This is a genomic window from Acidovorax facilis (genome assembly GCF_023913775.1).
Taxonomy (GTDB): domain Bacteria; phylum Pseudomonadota; class Gammaproteobacteria; order Burkholderiales; family Burkholderiaceae_C; genus Acidovorax; species Acidovorax facilis.
The window spans coordinates 25050-43850 of sequence record NZ_JAMXAX010000033.1 but is presented as its reverse complement, the minus strand read 5'-3'; the positions used below and the strand labels follow the sequence as shown (position 1 = coordinate 43850).

The 18801-nt window shown below is 64.6% G+C and carries 11 protein-coding genes, 2 tRNA genes, 1 pseudogene and 1 riboswitch; of the genes and pseudogenes, 9 read left to right on the top strand and 5 right to left on the bottom strand.

The annotated features are described in order from the left end of the window. Positions 1 to 815, top strand: a pseudogene (locus tag NFX52_RS11990) (NAD(P)H-hydrate dehydratase); the annotation flags it as partial. Positions 816 to 818: 3 nt separating this feature from the next. Here NFX52_RS11990 and NFX52_RS11985 read toward each other — a convergent pair. After that, complete coding sequence (locus tag NFX52_RS11985) at positions 819 to 1559, bottom strand: helix-turn-helix transcriptional regulator (RefSeq protein ID WP_207401935.1); 741 nt, start codon at positions 1557 to 1559, stop codon at positions 819 to 821. Between the two features lie 130 nt (positions 1560 to 1689). Here NFX52_RS11985 and NFX52_RS11980 point away from each other — a divergent pair, with 130 nt between their 5' ends. Beyond that, a complete protein-coding gene (locus tag NFX52_RS11980; protein ID WP_055394780.1) occupies positions 1690 to 2682 on the top strand; it encodes an alpha/beta fold hydrolase in 993 nt (330 codons plus the stop codon). A gap of 93 nt (positions 2683 to 2775) precedes the next feature. Here NFX52_RS11980 and rnr read toward each other — a convergent pair whose 3' ends face one another. Further along, on the bottom strand, positions 2776 to 5103 hold the full coding sequence (rnr, locus tag NFX52_RS11975) for a ribonuclease R (protein ID WP_055394778.1): 2328 nt from the start codon (positions 5101 to 5103) through the stop codon (positions 2776 to 2778). Positions 5104 to 5122: 19 nt separating this feature from the next. Here rnr and NFX52_RS11970 point away from each other — a divergent pair. Both NFX52_RS11970 and NFX52_RS11965 read left to right on the top strand, forming a co-directional pair. Next, positions 5123 to 5207 (top strand) — tRNA-Leu (locus tag NFX52_RS11970). A 186-nt stretch (positions 5208 to 5393) separates the two neighbouring features. Beyond that, positions 5394 to 5478: transfer RNA gene (locus tag NFX52_RS11965), tRNA-Leu, on the top strand. 151 nt (positions 5479 to 5629) lie between these two features. Here NFX52_RS11965 and NFX52_RS11960 read toward each other — a convergent pair. Then, entirely contained in the window at positions 5630 to 8386 is a 2757-nt protein-coding gene (locus NFX52_RS11960; protein ID WP_055394776.1) for a DUF349 domain-containing protein, read from the bottom strand. A 922-nt stretch (positions 8387 to 9308) separates the two neighbouring features. Here NFX52_RS11960 and NFX52_RS11955 point away from each other — a divergent pair. The 4 genes from NFX52_RS11955 (at position 9309) to NFX52_RS11940 (ending at position 13335) form a co-directional block, all read left to right on the top strand. Then, the gene (locus NFX52_RS11955) at positions 9309 to 10148 is read left to right on the top strand and encodes a lytic transglycosylase domain-containing protein (RefSeq protein ID WP_055394774.1); all 840 of its coding nucleotides are present in this window, start codon (positions 9309 to 9311) and stop codon (positions 10146 to 10148) included. A 93-nt stretch (positions 10149 to 10241) separates the two neighbouring features. After that, positions 10242 to 10396: riboswitch (ZMP/ZTP riboswitch) on the top strand. Between the two features lie 35 nt (positions 10397 to 10431). After that, positions 10432 to 11676: a serine hydroxymethyltransferase gene (glyA, locus tag NFX52_RS11950; RefSeq protein WP_055394772.1), complete on the top strand. Its 1245-nt coding sequence runs from the start codon at positions 10432 to 10434 to the stop codon at positions 11674 to 11676. A gap of 17 nt (positions 11677 to 11693) precedes the next feature. Then, the gene (gene nrdR / locus NFX52_RS11945) at positions 11694 to 12143 is read left to right on the top strand and encodes a transcriptional regulator NrdR (protein ID WP_055394770.1); all 450 of its coding nucleotides are present in this window, start codon (positions 11694 to 11696) and stop codon (positions 12141 to 12143) included. A gap of 289 nt (positions 12144 to 12432) precedes the next feature. Next, positions 12433 to 13335: a DMT family transporter gene (locus tag NFX52_RS11940; RefSeq protein ID WP_055394784.1), complete on the top strand. Its 903-nt coding sequence runs from the start codon at positions 12433 to 12435 to the stop codon at positions 13333 to 13335. A gap of 15 nt (positions 13336 to 13350) precedes the next feature. On the opposite strand, the gene NFX52_RS11935 is transcribed toward NFX52_RS11940, so the two are convergent. Together NFX52_RS11935 and aroC are read right to left on the bottom strand one after the other, a co-directional pair. Continuing rightward, entirely contained in the window at positions 13351 to 15102 is a 1752-nt protein-coding gene (locus tag NFX52_RS11935; protein ID WP_492759468.1) for a bifunctional metallophosphatase/5'-nucleotidase, read from the bottom strand. Positions 15103 to 15271: 169 nt separating this feature from the next. Next, positions 15272 to 16369, bottom strand: a complete 1098-nt coding sequence (aroC, locus tag NFX52_RS11930; RefSeq protein ID WP_055394766.1) for a chorismate synthase — start codon at positions 16367 to 16369, stop codon at positions 15272 to 15274. A 173-nt stretch (positions 16370 to 16542) separates the two neighbouring features. On the opposite strand from aroC, the gene NFX52_RS11925 reads away from it, so the two are divergent. Further along, positions 16543 to 18777, top strand: a complete 2235-nt coding sequence (locus NFX52_RS11925) for a sensor domain-containing protein (protein ID WP_238385490.1) — start codon at positions 16543 to 16545, stop codon at positions 18775 to 18777. Positions 18778 to 18801: the final 24 nt, after the last annotated feature.

Here is an 18801-nt window from a genome sequence, read left to right as displayed (position 1 = left end):
ACGCAGCAGGCCAGGTCTGGCTGGATGATCTGGGCGTAGAACCCGGGTACGAGCCGCCCACCACAGCCACGTCGCCATAGCTGCCTTTGTGGCTGGCATGGGCGCGGGGTATGGGCATGGCGGGCGCCGCACTGCTGGCCGCTTCGGCCGCTCTGCACAGCGGCGCGGGCCGTGTGCTGGTGGCTTTGCTCGACAACGGCCAGCAGCAACTCGACCCACAGCAGCCGGAGTTGATGTTCCGCCGCTTTGACGCACTGGCACTGGAACAGCTCACCGTGGTCTGCGGCTGTGGCGGCGGGCAGGCCATCGCACGCGTTCTGCCCGAGGTCATCACCCGCGCGGCCCGACTGGTGCTGGATGCCGACGCGCTCAACACCATCGCCACCCAGGCCGCACTGCACGCGCTGGTGGTGGCACGCGGACAGCACGGGCAAGCCACGGTGCTCACACCGCACCCGCTGGAGGCCGCCCGCCTGCTGGGTCTGACCACCGCCGAGGTCCAGGCCAACCGGCTTGGGGCCGCGCAGCAGCTGGCCAACCAGTTCAACTGCGTGGCCGTGCTCAAGGGCTCGGGCACCGTGGTTGCCGCACCCGACCGCGTCCCGGCCATCAACCCCACGGGCAATGCGCGCCTGGCCACGGCGGGTACGGGCGATGTGCTGGCAGGCATGGTGGGCGCCCACCTGGCCGCTGGCGCGAGCGCCTTGCGCGCTGCGAGTGAAGCGGTGTACCAGCATGGCCAGGCGGCTGATGATTGGCCAGCGCGCCAGGCGCTGACGGCCAGTGTGCTGGCGCGGCGCGTGGGCGGACGCTGAGCCTCAGGCCAGCAAGGTCACCGTCTTGAGCGGCTTGAGCACGCTCGACGGTGTCATGCCAAAGGTCTGCCGGAACATGCGGCTGAAGTGGGCCGAATCAGAAAACTCGCCGTGCAACGCCGCGTCGGTCAGGCGCGGACTGACCGCCAGCCCCACCATCGCCAGCCGCACCTGGGACCAGACCCGATAGGTGCGCAAGCTCACCCCCATTTCGGCGCGAAACAGGTGGTTGAAACGCGACGCTGAAAGCTGGACGCCCGAGGCCAGGTCACCCCGTGCCACCCGCCCCGCCTGCGGATGGCGCAGCACATGCAGGCTGCGCGCCACGCGTGGGTCCAGCGGCGCCACCTCGTTATCGAGCGGGCAACGCAGCAAGGCGGGCAGGTCGAAGTGATGCAGATAACGCTCCATGGCGCTGCGCGCGCCCACGGAGACTGCGACATCCAACACCACGCCACCCTCTTGCCGGAACAGACCGCGCAACCCCCGTGCTTCGCGCGAATCGGGCTCCAGGTACACCAGGGCAACCGTCTCGCCGCAAGGGTCGAACAGGTGCTCCACGCCCGCATCCACCAGCGCGCTGTGGCAGGTCTCCACACGCCCTGCCCCCCAGTGCACCGCGAACCGACCCGAGAGCCCCATTAGAAGCACCGGCGACGCATGGCAGTGCCAGCCCGTGGCCGGGATCTCTCCGACGTAGAGCGCCCGGTCAGTGCCCAGGGTCAGTGTGTTGCGTGCTGGCATAGCCCAAACCTACAAGTTTTTTTTCCGCGTTCTCCGTAGCCTTGCCTCTCCCGCCAGGGGCCGAGCAGGTGTTGACACTTGAAGCAGCAGCCCCAGGCATGCACGCAGCCATATCCTTGGAGAACGCTTCTTGAAACGCATCGTTATTTCTGTCGCAACGGCTCTGGTACTGGGCACGGTCGGCCTCTACTACGGGGCACCTTCGCTGTTCAAAGAGCCTCTGCTCAGCGCCAATCGCCATCTGTCCGGCTTGGAAGAAAAAACCGCCGATGCGGCCATGCACACCATCCACTACCTAGACAACGGCACGCCCCCAAACCCCGCGCCGGCCCACGGCAGTGACACACCCATCGTTCTGCTGCACGGCATTTTTGCGGAGAAAGATCATTGGGTGGATTTTGCGCGACCGCTCACCGGCCAGTACCGGGTGATTGCCCCAGATATCCCGGGCTTTGGCGAGAGCACGCGGCGGGACGACCAGCCCTACGACTACGCCGCCCACGTCACGCGGCTGGCCGCGTTTCTGGACGCGCTCGGCCTTGCGAAAGTGCATCTGGCGGGCAACTCAATGGGCGGCACCATCGCCGCTCTCTTTGCTTTGCAGCATCCCGAGCGCGTGGCCAGCGTGGCGTTCATCGGCGCACCCCACGGCATTCGCTCGCCCCAGCCCAGCACCATGGACCGCCTCATCGACACCGGACAACGCCCGCTGGTAACCCACGATGCCGCAGCCTTCGGTGCCATGATGGATCTGGTGTTTGAAAAGCGCCCCTTTTTGCCCTACCCCATCCTGCATGCGTCTGAACAAGAAGCGCTGCGCAACGCCACCTCCAACACGCGCCTGTGGGACGCGCAGCTCAAAGACCGCTACCTGCTGGAGCAACGACTGAGCACGTTGCAGCACCACCCCATCCTCGCCCTGTGGGGCGAGAGCGACCGCGTGTTCGACCACTCTGGACTGCAGACTTTGCAGAAGCTGTTGCCCCACGCCCATGCCGAAGCACTGCCCGGCATTGGCCACCTGCCCATGATGGAGGCGCCCAAAGAGACGGCGCAGCGGTACGCCCGCTTCTTGGGCGTTGTGGCCACGACCCCGCGCGAGACCACCCCGAAAATCCAATAAAAATAGCTGCTAGCGCTTATCCATAAAGCGTTAGCAGCTATTAATTAGTGAGCAATAGCTTGAGCGTGATTTTGTACGCCGTCCCCGCTTGTGTCAGCCCCGGCGGGGCTTGCGCGCCTTGCTCTTGCTGGATTTTCCCGCAACCGCCTTCTTGACAGATGCTTTCAGAGACTGGATCGGTGAACGCGCGGCCCGCTCACGCGAAAGGCCCGCTTGCTCCGTGGCAGATGGGGTTGGGCCCTTGTCGGACTTGCGTCCACCGGACCGGCCACCCGCCTTGCGGGCGCCACCAGCGCCTTCTGTGCCCAGGCCCTTGTCTTTCAACGCGCGGCCCAGCAACTCTTCGCCCTCGCGCACCAGGCGGAAGTCGATCTTGCGTCCGTCCAAGTCCACACGGCTGACCTGCACCCGCACCCGCGCGCCGATGGCGTAGCGGATGCCTGTTCGCTCACCACGCAGCTCCTGGCGCGCCTCGTCGAACTTGAAGTACTCGCCGCCGAGCTCGGTGATGTGCACCAGTCCTTCGACATACATCGCGTCCAGCGTGACGAAGATGCCGAAGCTCGTTGCTGCGCTGACCACGCCGCTGTATTCCTCGCCCAGGTGCTCGCGCATGTACTTGCACTTGAGCCAGGCTTCCACATCGCGGCTGGCCTCGTCGGCACGGCGTTCGTTGGCACTGCAGTGCAGGCCTGCGGCCTCCCAGGCCTGGGTGTCGCGGCTTGGCGGTGCTACATCCTTGCGGGGCTTGGTGCCGGGCGCCGCCACGCGGGCCGCCAACCGCTTGGCCAGCTTGGCATGGGCTTCGCCGGGTGTAGGCAAGGACGGCAGCGCGTACTTCGTCTTGCTCAGAATGGCCTTGATGACCCGGTGCACCAGCAGGTCGGGGTAGCGCCGGATCGGGCTGGTGAAATGCGTGTAGGCATCGAACGCCAGGCCAAAGTGACCACTGTTGACGGGCGTGTAGATGGCCTGCTGCATGGAGCGCAGCAGCATGGTGTGGATCTGCTGAGCGTCGGGCCGGTCCTTGGTTGCCGTGGCGATGGCCTGGAAGTCACCGGGTTTCGGGTCGTCGCCGATCGTCATGCCCACAGCCATGGCCTTGAGGTAGTTGCGCAGGATCTCCTGCTTCTCGGGCGTGGGGCCTTCGTGCACACGGAACAGGCCGGGCTGTCCGCCCTGGGCGATGAAGTCGGCGCTGCAGACGTTGGCGGCCAGCATGGCCTCTTCGATGAGTTTGTGCGCATCGTTACGGGTACGTGGCACGATCTTCTCGATGCGGCCGTTTTCGTCGCAGACGATCTGTGTTTCGGTGGTCTCGAAGTCCACAGCGCCGCGCGCCTGGCGCGCGATGAGCAGCGCACGGTACACGTCATGCAGGTTGAGCAGGTCCTTGACGCGGTCCTTGCGCTTGCTGGCCTCGGGGCCGCGCGTGTTGGCCAGGATGGCCGCCACTTCGGTGTACGTGAAGCGCGCATGGCTGAACATTACGGCCGGGTAGAACTGGTAGGCATGCACCTCGCCCTTGGCGGTGACCAGCATGTCGCAGACCATGCACAGGCGCTCTACCTCGGGGTTCAGAGAGCAGAGCCCATTGCTGAGCTTCTCGGGCAGCATGGGGATCACGCGGCGCGGGAAGTACACGCTGGTGGCGCGGTCGTAGGCATCGATGTCGATGGCACTGCCCGTCTCCACATAGTGGCTCACGTCGGCAATCGCCACCAGCAGGCGCCAGCCCTTGCTGCGGCCGACCTTGGCGGGCTCGCAGTACACGGCATCGTCGAAGTCGCGCGCATCTTCGCCGTCGATGGTGACCAGGGGCACGTCGGTCAGGTCCACGCGGCGCTTCTTGTCTTGTGCGCGCACCTTGTCGGGCAGCTCCTTGGCCTGGGCGAGACACTCTGCCGAGAACTCGTGTGGCACGCCGTACTTGCGCACCGCGATCTCGATCTCCATGCCAGGATCGTCCACTTCACCGAGCACTTCGGTGATACGCCCCACAGGCTGGCCGAACAAGGCTGGAGGTTCTGTCAGCTCAACCACCACGACCTGCCCGGGCTTCGCGGCGCCGGTGGCGCCCTTGGGGATCAGTACATCCTGACCGTAGCGTTTGTCTTCGGGGGCCACCAGCCACACGCCGCTTTCCTGCAGCAGTCGGCCAATGATGGGCTGGGGCGGACGCTCAATGATTTCAACGACGCGCCCTTCGGGGCGGCCACGGCGGTCCTGGCGGACGATGCGCACGCGCACACGGTCCTTGTGCAAGACTGCGCGCATTTCGTTCGGGGGGATATAGATGTCGCCTTCGCCATCGTCACGGATGACAAAACCGTGTCCATCACGGTGCCCTTGCACGCTGCCTTCAATCTCGTCCGACAAATGCGTGGACTGCGTGCCGGGGGTGGTTTTTTTGATATACAATCTTAGACTTTCCTGAAATGCCCAGGTGGCGGAATTGGTAGACGCACTAGTTTCAGGTACTAGCGAGTAACATCGTGGAGGTTCGAGTCCTCTCCTGGGCACCAAGTTTAACGAGAACCAGCGATGGTTTTCAAAATATCGAAGCCGCTGTACACACAGCGGCTTTTTTATTTGCCGATACGTTTTGCCCTCCCTGTTGCAGCCAAAGAATTTTGAACCGACGGCACATTTTTTTGAAAACTCTTCAGAAGCCCAAGTTTCTTATCCTATAATTCGAGGCTGATCTGAAAGCCCAGGTGGCGGAATTGGTAGACGCACTAGTTTCAGGTACTAGCGAGTAACATCGTGGAGGTTCGAGTCCTCTCCTGGGCACCAAACACATAAAAAGCCGTTGCAGTTGCAACGGCTTTTTTGTTTTCTGGTCGCCCAAGAAAAACGAGACCACCAGCGATCTCGTCTTGCGTGTTGCGGTAAGCACTGTGGGCACACACACCGCAGTGCACATGCCCACCACCGTCACTTCACATCACTTGCGCAGCAGTGTTTTCAGCACATTCTGCAAACGGCGTGCGCTGCCTGCATCGCTGGAGCTGGCCAGCACGCGCGCCACATCCTGCCCCCAGGTCTGTGCAGGCGCAGGATCATTGCGGCGCGTCAGCAGCTGCAACTGCAGCATGCGACGGGCAGCGATGTGCTCCGCCGGAGTGGGCGCCTCAGCCGCCATCTCCAGACGCAGCAGCGCTTCTGCCGCATCACCCTTGGGGGCAGCCGTCAGCGCTTGAGTCCAGGCGCTGCGCACCGATGCGGTCACACCCGAACCCAGATCTTGTGTGCTGGGCACCAGCGCTGCATCGCGCTTCTCCCAGGCCGTCAACAACTGGGTCAGCGCCTCGCCGTGAGCCTGAGCCGCCAGCTTCTTCAAGGCCAGCTGGGCATGCTCCATGGCTTCGCGCTGGGCGCGGAACGCGGTGTCACCCAGGCGGGGGCCGCGGTCCTCGAACGCTGGGCGCTCGCCAAAACGGCCGCCACGGTCAGCACGGTCGCCCATGCGGCCATCGCCACGCGGGCCACGGGCGCCATCGCGATCACCCGGACGACCATCGCGGCGGTCGCCTGGACGCGCACCACGGCCAGGGGCCGCAGGCGCATCCTTCTTCATGCCGGGGCGGTCGTCACCGCGCACTGCCACCACAGGCCGGGCAGCAGGCTTAGGCGCTGCGGGCGCTGGAGTGGCAACCTCGGCAACTTCACCACCATCGGGGGTTTCGGCAGATTCACCGGCGCCACCCTCGGTAGCAACCGGGAGAGCGCCTGCCTGCGCCTCTGAATGCGCCTGAGCATCCTTTTGCGCCGTGGCCACAGCTTCTGCCGCCTGGGCCTGACCGCGCAGTGCAGCTTCCAGCGCCTGCATGGCCGCGCGAATCTGCTGCGCATCACCGCTGGCATTGGCAGCCTCCAGGGCCTTCGAAGCCTCCAGCACCACGCGATCACGTGCGCTCAATTCGGTCACCGCGCGCTCGCGGTCTGCCGACTTGCGGTTGAAGGCTTCATCGATGGGTTTGCGAAACGCATCCCACAGCTTCTGCTCGTGCTTGCGGTCCAAGGGCACGGTTTGCGCCTCAGCCTGCCAGCGCTGCTGCAGCGCCTTGACCGCATCGATGCGCAAAGTGGGGGCCGCACCAAGGGCCATGGCCTCATCAATCATTGCATGACGGCGGGCCAGGCTTTCCTTCTGTGCAGCTTCCAGGGGAGCAGCTGCCATGGAAATCGCCTGCTTCCAAAGGGGTTGCAGTTCCGCAAACAGCTTCTCGCCCACATGGCCGCCTTCGCGCCAGCGATCACCAAACTGGTGGAGGGCACGGTTGATGGCTTTCCAGTCGCCAGAGTTGGCATGCTCCTGCGCCCACGCCTTGACCTCTTCGATCAGCGCCAGGCGTTGGGCCTTGTGCTCAGCCGCTTCGGTGCGGATCTTGTCAAGCCACGCCTCCACCACCTTGTGCGCAGCGTTGCAGGCTTCGTCGAATTTCTTCCACAGGCTGTGGTTCGGAGCCCCGCCCTGGTCTGCCTGTTTCCACTGCTCGCGCAGGTTGCGCAGGGTTTCCTGCATCTTGCGGCCGCCCAGGGCCTGGCCCTCAGGGCGATTGAGCAAGGCCTCCGCCTTGGCCACCAAGTCTTCGCGCACCTGGTCTGCGCTCCAGCGTTGCCAGCCTTCCAGCTCACCAGCCGCCACCAGGGCCGTATGCACCTGCTGCTCCAGGGCGCCATCGATGTGTTTGCCATGCACCTTGAGCACGGCGCGCAGCGCGGCTGCAGCCCCGGCACTGGCCTTCCCATGGCCCTCGGCAGTTTCCTTTTCGAGGACCGCCAAGGCCTCCCGCACACTATGCGCAGCCTTTTCAATCACTTCCGGCGCGACTTTGGGCTTGGCAACACGCGCAGGCTTGGCGGCCGCAGCGGCCGCAGCAGCCTCCGTGGGCAGGCCGCGCGCGGTACGCAGCTCATCCGCCCAGACGGGCACTGGCGGCAGCGGTGCATTGACATCTTCGGCGGCCGCCACAGCCTGGGCCAAAGCGGGCTGGAATGCCTCCCACACCACCAGCAGCTGGGTGCGCGACGCATCGAGCAAGGGGGGGAAACGTGCCTCCACACTGGCCCAGCTGGCATCGCCAGTCAACTCCTGCGCCTGTTCCTGCCAGCGGGCCACATCGGCACGCAACAGCTCCAGCGCCGCCTGAGCGTCACGCCAGGACTTGGTGGAAAGCACTTCGATGCGCTGGGCCAGCAGCACAGCCGCCTCACGCTGCACCTGAACGCGGTGCTGCAGATCCTCGATCACCTTCACGCGATCCGCGACCTGTACCTTGAGCACAGACAAGGGCTCGCGGGACAGCGGTGCGCCCGCCTTGGCGGCATCACGCTGCCATGCCAGGGCATCGGCAATGTTGAGCTTAGGGGCTGCAAGCAGCGCCTGCGCTTTTTCAGCCCACTCGGCGGCAATGACCTCCTGGCCCTTGGCGCGGCGGATTTCATCGAGGCGCTCACGCACCGCGCGCGCGGCGCCCTTGTCACGCCCGCTCAACTCTTTGAAAACCTCCTGCAACTGCTCGTGGTCTGGCTGGGTAGCCAGCCAGTCACGAATGCGGGAGGCGCGCTCGCCTGAGGTAGCGGCAGAAAAAGCGCCACCGGTCAGCGCATCAAGCGGATGCGGCTCATGGGTTTTGGCCGGGGCCGGATTCACTTCAGGTGCGTCGGACATTTTGCTGCGGGAAAAAAATGGAAACATGGATCCAATGGATAACAAAGGCGGCCCCGGGCGCACTGCCTGAAGGCCTGCCCCGGCAACTGCGCTGCACGCGCGCCAGGGCAACAAAGCGGCTATTTTCACCGGGTTTGGCAAACAGGCCGCAGCATGGCGGTGTGCCAAGCCCTGAGGGGTGATCTGGCACAAGGCTTTGCCAGACGGGCTGACATGCTGCGGCCCTGCAAGGGTGCCGCCGCTCTAGGGAACAGCCCCCATTATCTATATATAAGGGCCAAGAGCCCAAAAGCACGCCACGCCACAAACAAGAAAGCCCGGCAGACAGGGCCTCAAGGCCTGCCTGCCGGGCTTGACGGCTGACACAACGGTCTTTGCCATCGGTCGCGATGCGGAGATGAAGGTCCACATGGCGAGGAGGCAAGGTATTGCCTCCAGGGGTTTGCCGTAGAAGCCGCATCTGCTGCACCAGGACACTGAATGCCCTCGGAGGGAGACTTGGCTTCGTCTGGCGATGCCTGAAATCTACAGGCAACGCAACCTTACCAAAGGCGCCGCCGCAACTCAAACTGGATTCTCAATGGCAAAAAGACCGGCGATTGAATTTGAAATACGCACGTAACAACAGCTCGCAAAGTCCCAAGCGCTAGGTCGGCGCACACCCCCTAAAACCTGTGATTTTTTACATATTTTTCATAACTTAATGATCTTAAAAATCAAAATGTTAGTATTGACTAAGCATTTAGTGAACTTCTAGAATCCGCCAGCCCCAAAACGGGCTAGTAAAAACCCCAACCTCGCTGCCGAACCCGGCTAAGTCAAAGCAGGCCCCAAGCACACCAAAGACGTGCGGCCTCACTTGATGGCGTACCAATCCAGGCGATCCGCCGAGACGAGACAGTCCCCGACGACTGCCCGGCTCACTGTGGCGCCTCAGAAAGGAAGAGCTATGACAGCGTCAGGAAAAATAGTCTCCGGCGTGCGGACCTTCGTGGCCGACGTGACCGAAGGTTTTCTTGAAATCACCCACAACAGCTTTGCCCTCATCGGCCTGGCTGTCGCCTTCGTCGTGATCACCCTCACGGCCCGCCCGGACTTGCGCCAGGCTGGTGAAGCACAGTTGATGAACTGGCTGCAGGCCCGCCAAGTGGAAGTGCTTGGCATGCCCATCGAACCAGAAGCCAGTGAGCGCGCCACGGCGGGCAACCCCAAGGACCTGCCCAAAGAGCAGGCTGCCGTCGCCTTCTGGCTCAGCAAGAAGTACCGTGTCGCCCCTGAGCCGCTGAGCGTGCTGGTGGCCGAGGCCTATGAAATTGGCGCAAAGTCCAAGATCGACCCGACGCTGATCCTTGCCATCATGGCCATCGAGTCGAGCTTCAACCCATTTGCACAAAGCGCCGTTGGCGCCCAGGGGCTGATGCAGGTGATGACCAATGTGCACACCGACAAGTACCAGAACTTTGGCGGGCACTTTGCTGCCTTTGACCCCGTGAGCAATCTGCGTGTGGGCGTGAAGGTTCTGCAGGAGTGCATTGCGCGCGCCGGTTCGGTGGAGGGCGGGCTGCGCTTTTATGTCGGCGCAGGCAATCTTGCCGACGATGGCGGCTATGCGGCCAAGGTGATGGCCGAGCATTTCCGGCTGCGCCAGGTCGCCGGTGGCCGGGCCATGCCCACCACGCCACCACCCAACCTCTCTACCCAGGCTCCCGCACAGGTCATCCCGGTGGCCGCACCGCCCGCAACGCCTGCCGCCAGCGGTGACAAAGTGGCCCTGCTCTCCGGGCTCTGACAAGGTTCGCGAGCCCCTGGGGGCAGAAACATCCCCCGGGCACACCGCCCCCCATTTCCCTGGCACCTTTGCGCGCGCCACGTCAGCTACACTAGCGAGGTACGCGACTGGCGATAGGCGCGGCATCCCACACAGGGTGCTGCCGCTGACGTGGAAACCGACAAGGGCCTGCCTCTTGTGAACCACTGGGAAGCGTGCCGCACGGGGTTCATCCCTCCTGCGTTCAGCCGTTCGCCTGGGCAGCCCTTGTTTCAAGGGACACAAGTTCATAGGACTGCCAATCATGTACGACCGCAATATTCTTGTCGAACAAACCGACCCCGAGCTGTTTGCCGCCATCCAGGCTGAAAACGCCCGGCAAGAGCACCACATCGAGCTGATCGCCAGCGAGAACTACGCCTCCCCCGCCGTGATGTGGGCGCAGGGCACGCAGCTGACCAACAAATACGCCGAAGGCTACCCCGGCAAGCGCTACTACGGTGGCTGCGAGCATGTGGACGTGGCTGAGCAACTGGCCATCGACCGCGTCAAGCAGATCTTCGGCGCCGAAGCCGCCAACGTGCAGCCCCACTGCGGCGCCTCTGCCAACGAGGCCGTGTTCCTGGCCTTCCTCAAGCCGGGCGACACCATCATGGGCATGAGCCTGGCCGAAGGCGGCCACCTGACACATGGCATGCCGCTGAACATGTCGGGCAAGTGGTTCAACGTGGTCTCCTACGGCCTGGACGCCAACGAAGCCATCGACTATGAAGCGATGGAAAAGAAGGCCCACGAGACCAAGCCCAAGCTCATCATCGCCGGTGCATCGGCTTACAGCCTGCACATCGACTTTGCGCGCTTTGCCAAGGTGGCCAAGGACGTGGGTGCAATCTTCATGGTGGACATGGCCCACTACGCCGGCCTGATTGCCGCTGGCGTGTACCCCAACCCCGTGCCCCACGCCGACGTGGTCACCTCCACCACCCACAAGAGCCTGCGCGGCCCCCGTGGCGGCATCATCCTGATGAAGGCCCAGCACGAAAAGGCCATCAACAGCGCCATCTTCCCGGGCCTGCAAGGTGGCCCGCTGATGCACGTGATCGCCGCCAAGGCCGTGGCTTTCAAGGAAGCCCTGCAGCCTGAGTTCAAGACCTACCAAGAGCAAGTGGCCAAGAACGCCAAGGTGGTGGCCGAGACGCTGACCGCACGCGGCCTGCGCATCGTGAGCGGCGGCACGCAAAGCCACGTGATGCTGGTGGACCTGCGCGCCAAGGGCATCACCGGCAAGGAAGCCGAGGCCGTGCTGGGCGCCGCCCACATGACCATCAACAAGAACGCGATCCCCAACGACCCCGAAAAGCCAATGGTGACCAGCGGCGTGCGCATCGGCACCCCCGCCATGACCACGCGCGGCTTCAAGGAAGAAGAGGCCCGCATCACGGCCAACCTGATCGCCGACGTGCTGGACAACCCGCGCGACGAAGCCAACATCGCTGCGGTGCGTGCCAAGGTCAATGCGCTGACCGCTCGCTTCCCCGTCTACGGCTAAATCCACAGCCGAAAACCATGAAGTGCCCCTTCTGCAGCCACCTCGAGACGCAAGTCGTTGAAACGCGGGTGTCTGAGGATGGGGTCTTCATCCGCCGCCGCCGCCAGTGCGGCGCGTGCGACAAGCGCTTTACCACCTACGAACGGCCGGAAGTGAACTTCCCGGCCATCGTCAAGAAGGACGGGCGCCGCATTGAATACGACCGGGGCAAGCTGCTCGCCTCGTTCAACTTGGCATTGCGCAAGCGCCCCGTGAGCACCGACCAGATCGACAGCGCCATCGAGCGGATCGAGGAAAAGCTGCTCAACCTGGGCCAGCGCGAAGTGATCTCCAGCCGCATTGGTGAGCTGGTGATGCGCGAGCTCAAGAAGCTCGACAAGGTGGCTTACATCCGCTTTGCCAGCGTGTACCGCAGCTTTGAAGACATCGACGACTTCCGCGCCATGGTCGACGAAGTGCGCAAGTAAAAGCCTTCGTATTGCTGTCTGCACCGGTGTCGGCTACAGGGCCGGACGATCTCAGGCATTTTTGACCTCCAGCGCTTATCACACAAGCGCTAACAGCTATAAATAGAGTAGCACCTACATCCACGGGCGACGCATGTGGACCTGAGCGGGCGGTCGCTGTCGCGCGTGCTACACCAAGGAATGCTCCAAAATTAATAGCTGCCCGCGCTTTCTGGAAAAGCGCTAGATGCCAATTTGGCTTGAAAACTGGCTGGGTACGAGCCAGCGCGCGACTCGCCTGTACTCCACAATGCGCCCGGTGAAAACCCGCCACTTCCTGCAGCTGGTGCTGCTGTCCGCCCTGTGGGGCGCCTCCTTTCTTTTCATCCGCATTGCCAGCCCCGTGCTCGGGCCCAACGTGATGGCCGCGCTGCGCATTGGCCTGGCCACGTTGACGCTGATGGGCATCATGCGGGTCGCCAACGAACCCTGGCCGTGGCGCCATTGGCGCGAGCTGTTCGGTCTGGGCACGCTCACCGTCGCACTTCCTTTTCTGCTGTATGCCTGGGCGGCCTTGCACCTGCCCGCCGGCTACAGCTCGCTGCTCAACACCATGGCCGTGCCCTTTGGGGTGATTGCCGCCGCGTGGATGAAGGAGGACACACTGAGCACGCGCAAGTGGCTGGGTTGCCTCTGCGGCTTTGCGGGGGTGGCGCTGATCGTGCAGTTGGGGCCCGTGGAGCCCACGCCTGCCTTGCTGATGGCGGCGGCGGCCTGTGTGGCAGCGTCTGCCTGCTATGGCGTCTCTACGACGTGGATGAAGCGCGCCACGACGCGCATGTCCCCGTTGTCGATCGCCGCAGGCATCCACGCCGCTGCACTGGTGTTGCTGCTGCCGGGCGCTGCGTGGAGCCTGCCCGAGGCCCGTTTCACACCAGGGGCACTGACTGCGGTGGCCGTGATGGGCATCGTGACCTCGGGCCTGGCCTACTGGCTCAACCTGCGGGTGCTCAAACATGTATCGCCCGTGGCAGCGATGAGTTCGGCCTTCATGATCCCGCTGTTCGGTGTGGCCTGGGGCCACGTCTTTCTGGGCGAGGCCTTGGGCCCCGGGATGGTGTGGGGCGGAGCGCTGGTGCTGGTGGCCACTGGGCTGGTGACAGGATTCAACCCGCTGCGCTGGCTGGCGGCAGTGCGCCCGGGGCGCAGCTAAGAACCAGCAAGCGCCTCAGCGGGCCCCGCGCGTGATGCGGTCCGTGGCGGGCACCGGCACCGGGCTGTGGGCGCGGAAGTAAGCCTCCAGCGCATCCAGGTCCAGCCCGCCCACCAGGCGGTCGCGGCCTTCGGCCAGCACGGTGAAGTTGTCACCTCCGCTGTCCAGGTAGCTGCTCATCACCACGCGCACCTGCGCATCGTCGTGCAGCGGTGTGCCGTTCAGCACCATGTTGCTAATACGCGCACCCACTGGCTGGGTAAGGTCATAGCGGTACGAAAATCCTGCGGACACCAACAGCACCCGGGGCCGCTGCACGGTGTTGCTGCCGCTGGCGAACTGCTGCTCCAGCGCCGCCTTGATCTGCGCGCCCGTGAAGGTCTTGACGACCAGCTGGTTGCCGAATGGCTGCACCGCGTAGAGCTGGCCATAGCGCACCAGCCCTTGTTCGTCGGGCACGAGATCAGCGCGCAGGCCGCCCGGGTTCATGAACGACAGCTGCGCCCCACCCTGCTCCGGTGCACGCGTGGCGTGGAGCTGGGCATCGGCCACCAGATTGCCCAGCGCGCTTTCGAGCGACGGGGCCGGTGTGCGCCGCAGGGCGCCAGCGGCCTGCCCCACGGGGCGCCGGGCCAGCGGCACGGCGGCGGCACGGTAAGTGTCGATGACCTTCTGCACCTGCGGATCGGCCGCAAAGGACGGCACGGCGGAGGTCAGGGGCACGTGCCCCTGGCTGCCCGTGAACGCCTCGCCCTGCACGATGACATTGCGCGCGGCTTTGTGCACCACGCGGCGGGTGCGCGTGTCCACCCGCAACTGGATGTCCGTGAGCAGCGTGCCGTACTGGCCCGCGCTGGTCAGCAGAAAGGGCTTGGCCGGGTTCACGCGGCCGTAGTCGCAAACATAGGCCTGGTGCGTGTGGCCCGAGACCACCACGTCCACGGCCGGGTCCAGCCGCTCCAGGATGGGCACGATGTCGCCCGAGAGGCCCGCGCAGCTGGTCTCCTGCACGCCGGCCGTGGTGCCGCCGCCCTCGTGGATGACCACGGCGATCACATCGGCGCCCTGGGCCCGCAGCAGCGGAATCAGCGCGTTGGCCGTGGCCGCTTCGTCCTCAAAGCGCAGGCCCGCCACACCCGAAGGGCTGACCATGGTGGGCGTGGCCTGCAGCGTGAGGCCGATCACGCCCAGGGTGACGGTCACTCCACCCTCGGTAAATCGTTTGATGCCGGTGGCAGGCAGCAGCGTGCGCCCATCCTCGGTGCGCACGGTGTTGGCAGCCAGGAAGCCGAACCGCGCCCCAACGAAGGGCTGGCTGATCTGGCAGGGCTGGCGCGCAGTGAACTTCTCGCAGCCGCCGTGCTGCAGGCGCAGCAGTTCGCGCCAGCCCCGGTCGAACTCATGGTTGCCCACGGCATTGAAGTCGATCTGCATGGCGTTGACCGCCTCGATGGTGGGCTCATCCAGGAACAGTGACGACAGCAGCGGCGATGCACCCACCATGTCCCCCGCCGAAACCACGGCGTGGTGCGGCCCCCGGGCCTTGAGCGCCGCCATGGCGCTGGCGAAATAAGCCATGCCCCCGGCAGGCACCGAGACCGGCCCCGCCGCAGTCTGGACGGTATGCGCCATGCGCGGCGGCTCCAGGTTGCCGTGCAGGTCGTTGAAGCCAATGAGCGTGATGTCGAGGTGCTGAGGGGTTCGCCCATCGCCGGTTGGCAAAGCCGTGCCGCAGCCCGCCAGCAGCGCCCCCAGTGTGGCCACCATCGCGAGTGTGACCTTGCGGCGACCTCGCTGCGATCCCATGAAACCCTGTGCCAACAAGCTGCGCATGGACTACCTCATTCCATCCAAGAAAAAAGGGCGCGCATCGCTGCACGCCCTCTGCGTCGCCAGCACCAAAAGCCCGTGCTCCACCCGCAGCGCAGCGCGCCCATTACAGGAACGATGCCTGGATAGGCGGCACCGGGGGCACCACGTCACCACACTGCGCGCGGTGGCGCAGGGCGTGGTCCATGACGACCAGTGCCAGCAGCGCTTCGGCAATGGGCGCCGCGCGGATGCCCACGCAGGGGTCGTGGCGGCCCTTGGTGATGACCTCGGTGCTGTTGCCATGCACATCGATCGATTCACGCGGGCTGATGATGGAACTGGTGGGCTTGATCGCAATGCTCACTTCCAGGTCCTGCCCGGTGCTGATGCCGCCCAGCACACCACCGGCGTTGTTGGTGCGAAAGCCCTGGGGCGTCATCGAATCACCGTGCATGGTGCCCCGATGGGCCACGCTGGCAAACCCAGCGCCGATTTCCACGCCCTTGACAGCATTGAGGCCCATCATGGCGTGGGCAATGTCGGCATCGAGCTTGTCGTACAGCGGCTCACCCAGGCCCACCGGCACGCCGGTGGCCTGCACGCGGATGCGGGCACCACACGAATCACCGGCCTTGCGCAGGGCATCCATGTAGTCCTCGTACTGCTGCACATCGGCCACGGGGGCGAAGAAGGGGTTGCTGCGCACATGCTCCCAGCTCTCGAACGGGATGGCCAGCTCGCCCAGCTGCGTCATGCAGGCGCGAAACTGTGCACCGTATTGCTGGGCCAGCCACTTCTTGGCCACCGCGCCCGCAGCCACCGTGGGGGCCGTCAGCCGGGCCGACGACCTGCCACCGCCACGCGGGTCGCGGATGCCGTACTTGTGCCAGTAGGTGTAGTCGGCATGGCCGGGGCGAAAGCTCTCGGCGATGTTGCTGTAATCCTTGCTGCGCTGGTCGGTGTTGCGGATCAGCAGGGCGATGGGCGTGCCCGTGGTCTTGCCCTCGTACACGCCGGAGAGGATTTCCACCGCATCGGGCTCGTTGCGCTGCGTGACGTGGCGGCTGGTGCCAGGGCGGCGCCGGTCCAGGTCGGCCTGAATGTCCGCCTCGGACAGCGGCATGCCGGGCGGACAACCGTCGATCACGCAGCCAATGGCCGGGCCGTGGGATTCACCAAAATTGGTGACTGCGAATAGGGTTCCGAAGGTGTTGCCGCTCATGGGGCGGGATTATCCCAGAGCGGCGTGCGCCGCCGTCGCTGGACCCCACCACAGAGCACGCCCCACCCAAGAATGACAGGCACAACATGGGGTTCAGATGAATACTTGCCACAAACGCGCTTGGCAGTGCGGCGCGCACTTGCTAGCATCCATGGACGATCTTTGGGACATCCATGCCCGTTTCAGCCCCGCACACTTCCGGCCCTCCTTCCCACCACGGCATCATGCCGCCAGCCCCTTTGGCCGATGCCCCGTTGCGCAGGGCACTGGATGCCAGCGACAACGCCATCGTGATGAGCAACAGCACCCGGCACGTGGTGTATGTGAATGAAGGATTCACCCGCCTGTTTGGGTTCAGCCCTGCGGAGGTGCTGGGCAAATACCTCAGCGACGTGCTGCTGGGCCCACACTCCGACCCCGGGCTGCTGAGCGAAATCCGTGATGGCATCGACCAGCAAGGGGGCTTTCATATAGAGACGCTGCTGTACAGCAAGGCTGGCCAGCCACGCTGGGTGTCGATGATGATCAATGCCTCGAACGAGGCCTCCGGCGGACCGGGGGGCAGCATCACGGTGCTGACCGACATCACACTCACCAAGATGCACGAGGTGCTGCAAAAGCGCGTGCTGGAGGGCATGGTCAACGAATTGCCGCTCGCCGACCTGATGGCTCTGGTGTGCCGCGAAGTCGAACGCATCGCCCCCGAAGTCACGGCCTCCATCCTGTCCGTGGACGAGCTGGGCCTGCTGCACCCGCTGGCAGCGCCCGGGCTGCCCCCCGCCATCTGCCAGGCGCTGGACGGGGTTCCCATCGGCCCTTGTGTCGGTTCGTGTGGCACTGCGGCCTTCCGGCGGGCGCCTGTTGTGGTCACCGACATCACCACCGACCCCTTGTGGGCCGACTACCGCACCCTGTTTGAGCCCAGCGGCATGCGAGCCTGCTGGTCCAGCCCGATCTGTGACCACGCAGGCAAGGTGATTGGCACCTTTGCCTTTTATTTTCGGGAGCCGCGCGCGCCCGACGCGCTGCACCATCGGCTGGTGGACGTGTGCCTGCACTTGTGTGCGCTGGCCATTGAACGCAACGCCACACGCCAGCGCATTCACCAGCTCGCCTTTTTTGATGAACTCACGGGCCTGCCCAACCGCGCCATGTTCCGCAGCAGTGCGGAGCGTGCGCTGGCCAGCCTGCGGCAGGAAGACCACCCTGGTGCGGTGCTTTTCATCGACCTGGACCGCTTCAAGCAGGTCAATGACACCCTGGGCCATGCCGCAGGTGACGCGCTGTTGTGCGAAGTGGCCAAGCGACTCACGCAGTGCCTGCGCGCGCGCGATCTGATCGGCCGGCTGGCGGGTGATGAATTCGTGCTGTTGTTGTCCGAGTGCAGCACCGGGCAAGTCGTGCAGATGGCCCAGAGCATCCTGCAAGAGATGGCCCGCCCCATGGACCTCCACGGGCAAGCCCATGTCTGCCACGCCAGCATTGGCATTGCGATGTTTCCGGACGATGGCGATGCGATCGACACGCTGCTGCGCCACGCTGACCAAGCCATGGTCCAGGCCAAAAGCGACCACAGGCACAGCCTGCAATTGTTCAGCGCCGAAATGAACCGGCGCGCACAGGAGCGCGCCGCCCTGGAACGCGCCTTGCGCCAGGCGCTGGCCGACCGCAGCCTGAGCCTGCACTACCAACCCCAGGTGCTCAGCAGTGCGCCTGGCACCCTGCACGGTGTGGAAGCCCTGGCGCGCTGGCAACATCCCGAATGGGGCATGGTGCCCCCCAGCCGGTTCATCCCAGTGGCCGAAGAGGCCGGCCTCATTCACGAACTGACCTTGTGGCTGCTGGACGAAGCCTGTGCGCAGCTGTCGGCCTGGCGTGCAGCTGGCCACAGCGTGCCCTGCGTGGCCGTGAACCTGTCAGGACGCAGTTTTCACCAGGCAGAGTTTGCGCAGCAGGTCTGCGACGCGCTGGAGCGCCACGGCCTGCGCACCAACGATGTGCTGCTGGAGATCACCGAAAGCGTGATGATGGATGCACGGCCGGTAACGCTGGCCAACATCGAGGCGCTGCACCATAAGGGCTTTAAGCTGTCGCTCGATGACTTTGGCACTGGCTACTCCAGCCTGAGCTACCTGCACCGCCTGCCCATCAGCGAACTCAAGCTGGACATGGCGTTTGTGCAGGACCTCACCACCAGCCCCACCGCGCGCGCGCTCACGGTATCGGTGCTCAGCATTGCCCACAGCCTGGGCATGGTGGTGGTGGCCGAAGGGGTGGAAACTACAGGCCAGCAGCAATGGCTACAGGCCCACGGTTGCCCTGTGATGCAGGGCTATCTGTTCGGCAGGCCCATGCCACCAGATGAACTGGAAGTCTGGCTTTGCGCGCCTGCGCGGGGCGTGAGTTGAGAACAGCGCTCGGTGTCGCAGACG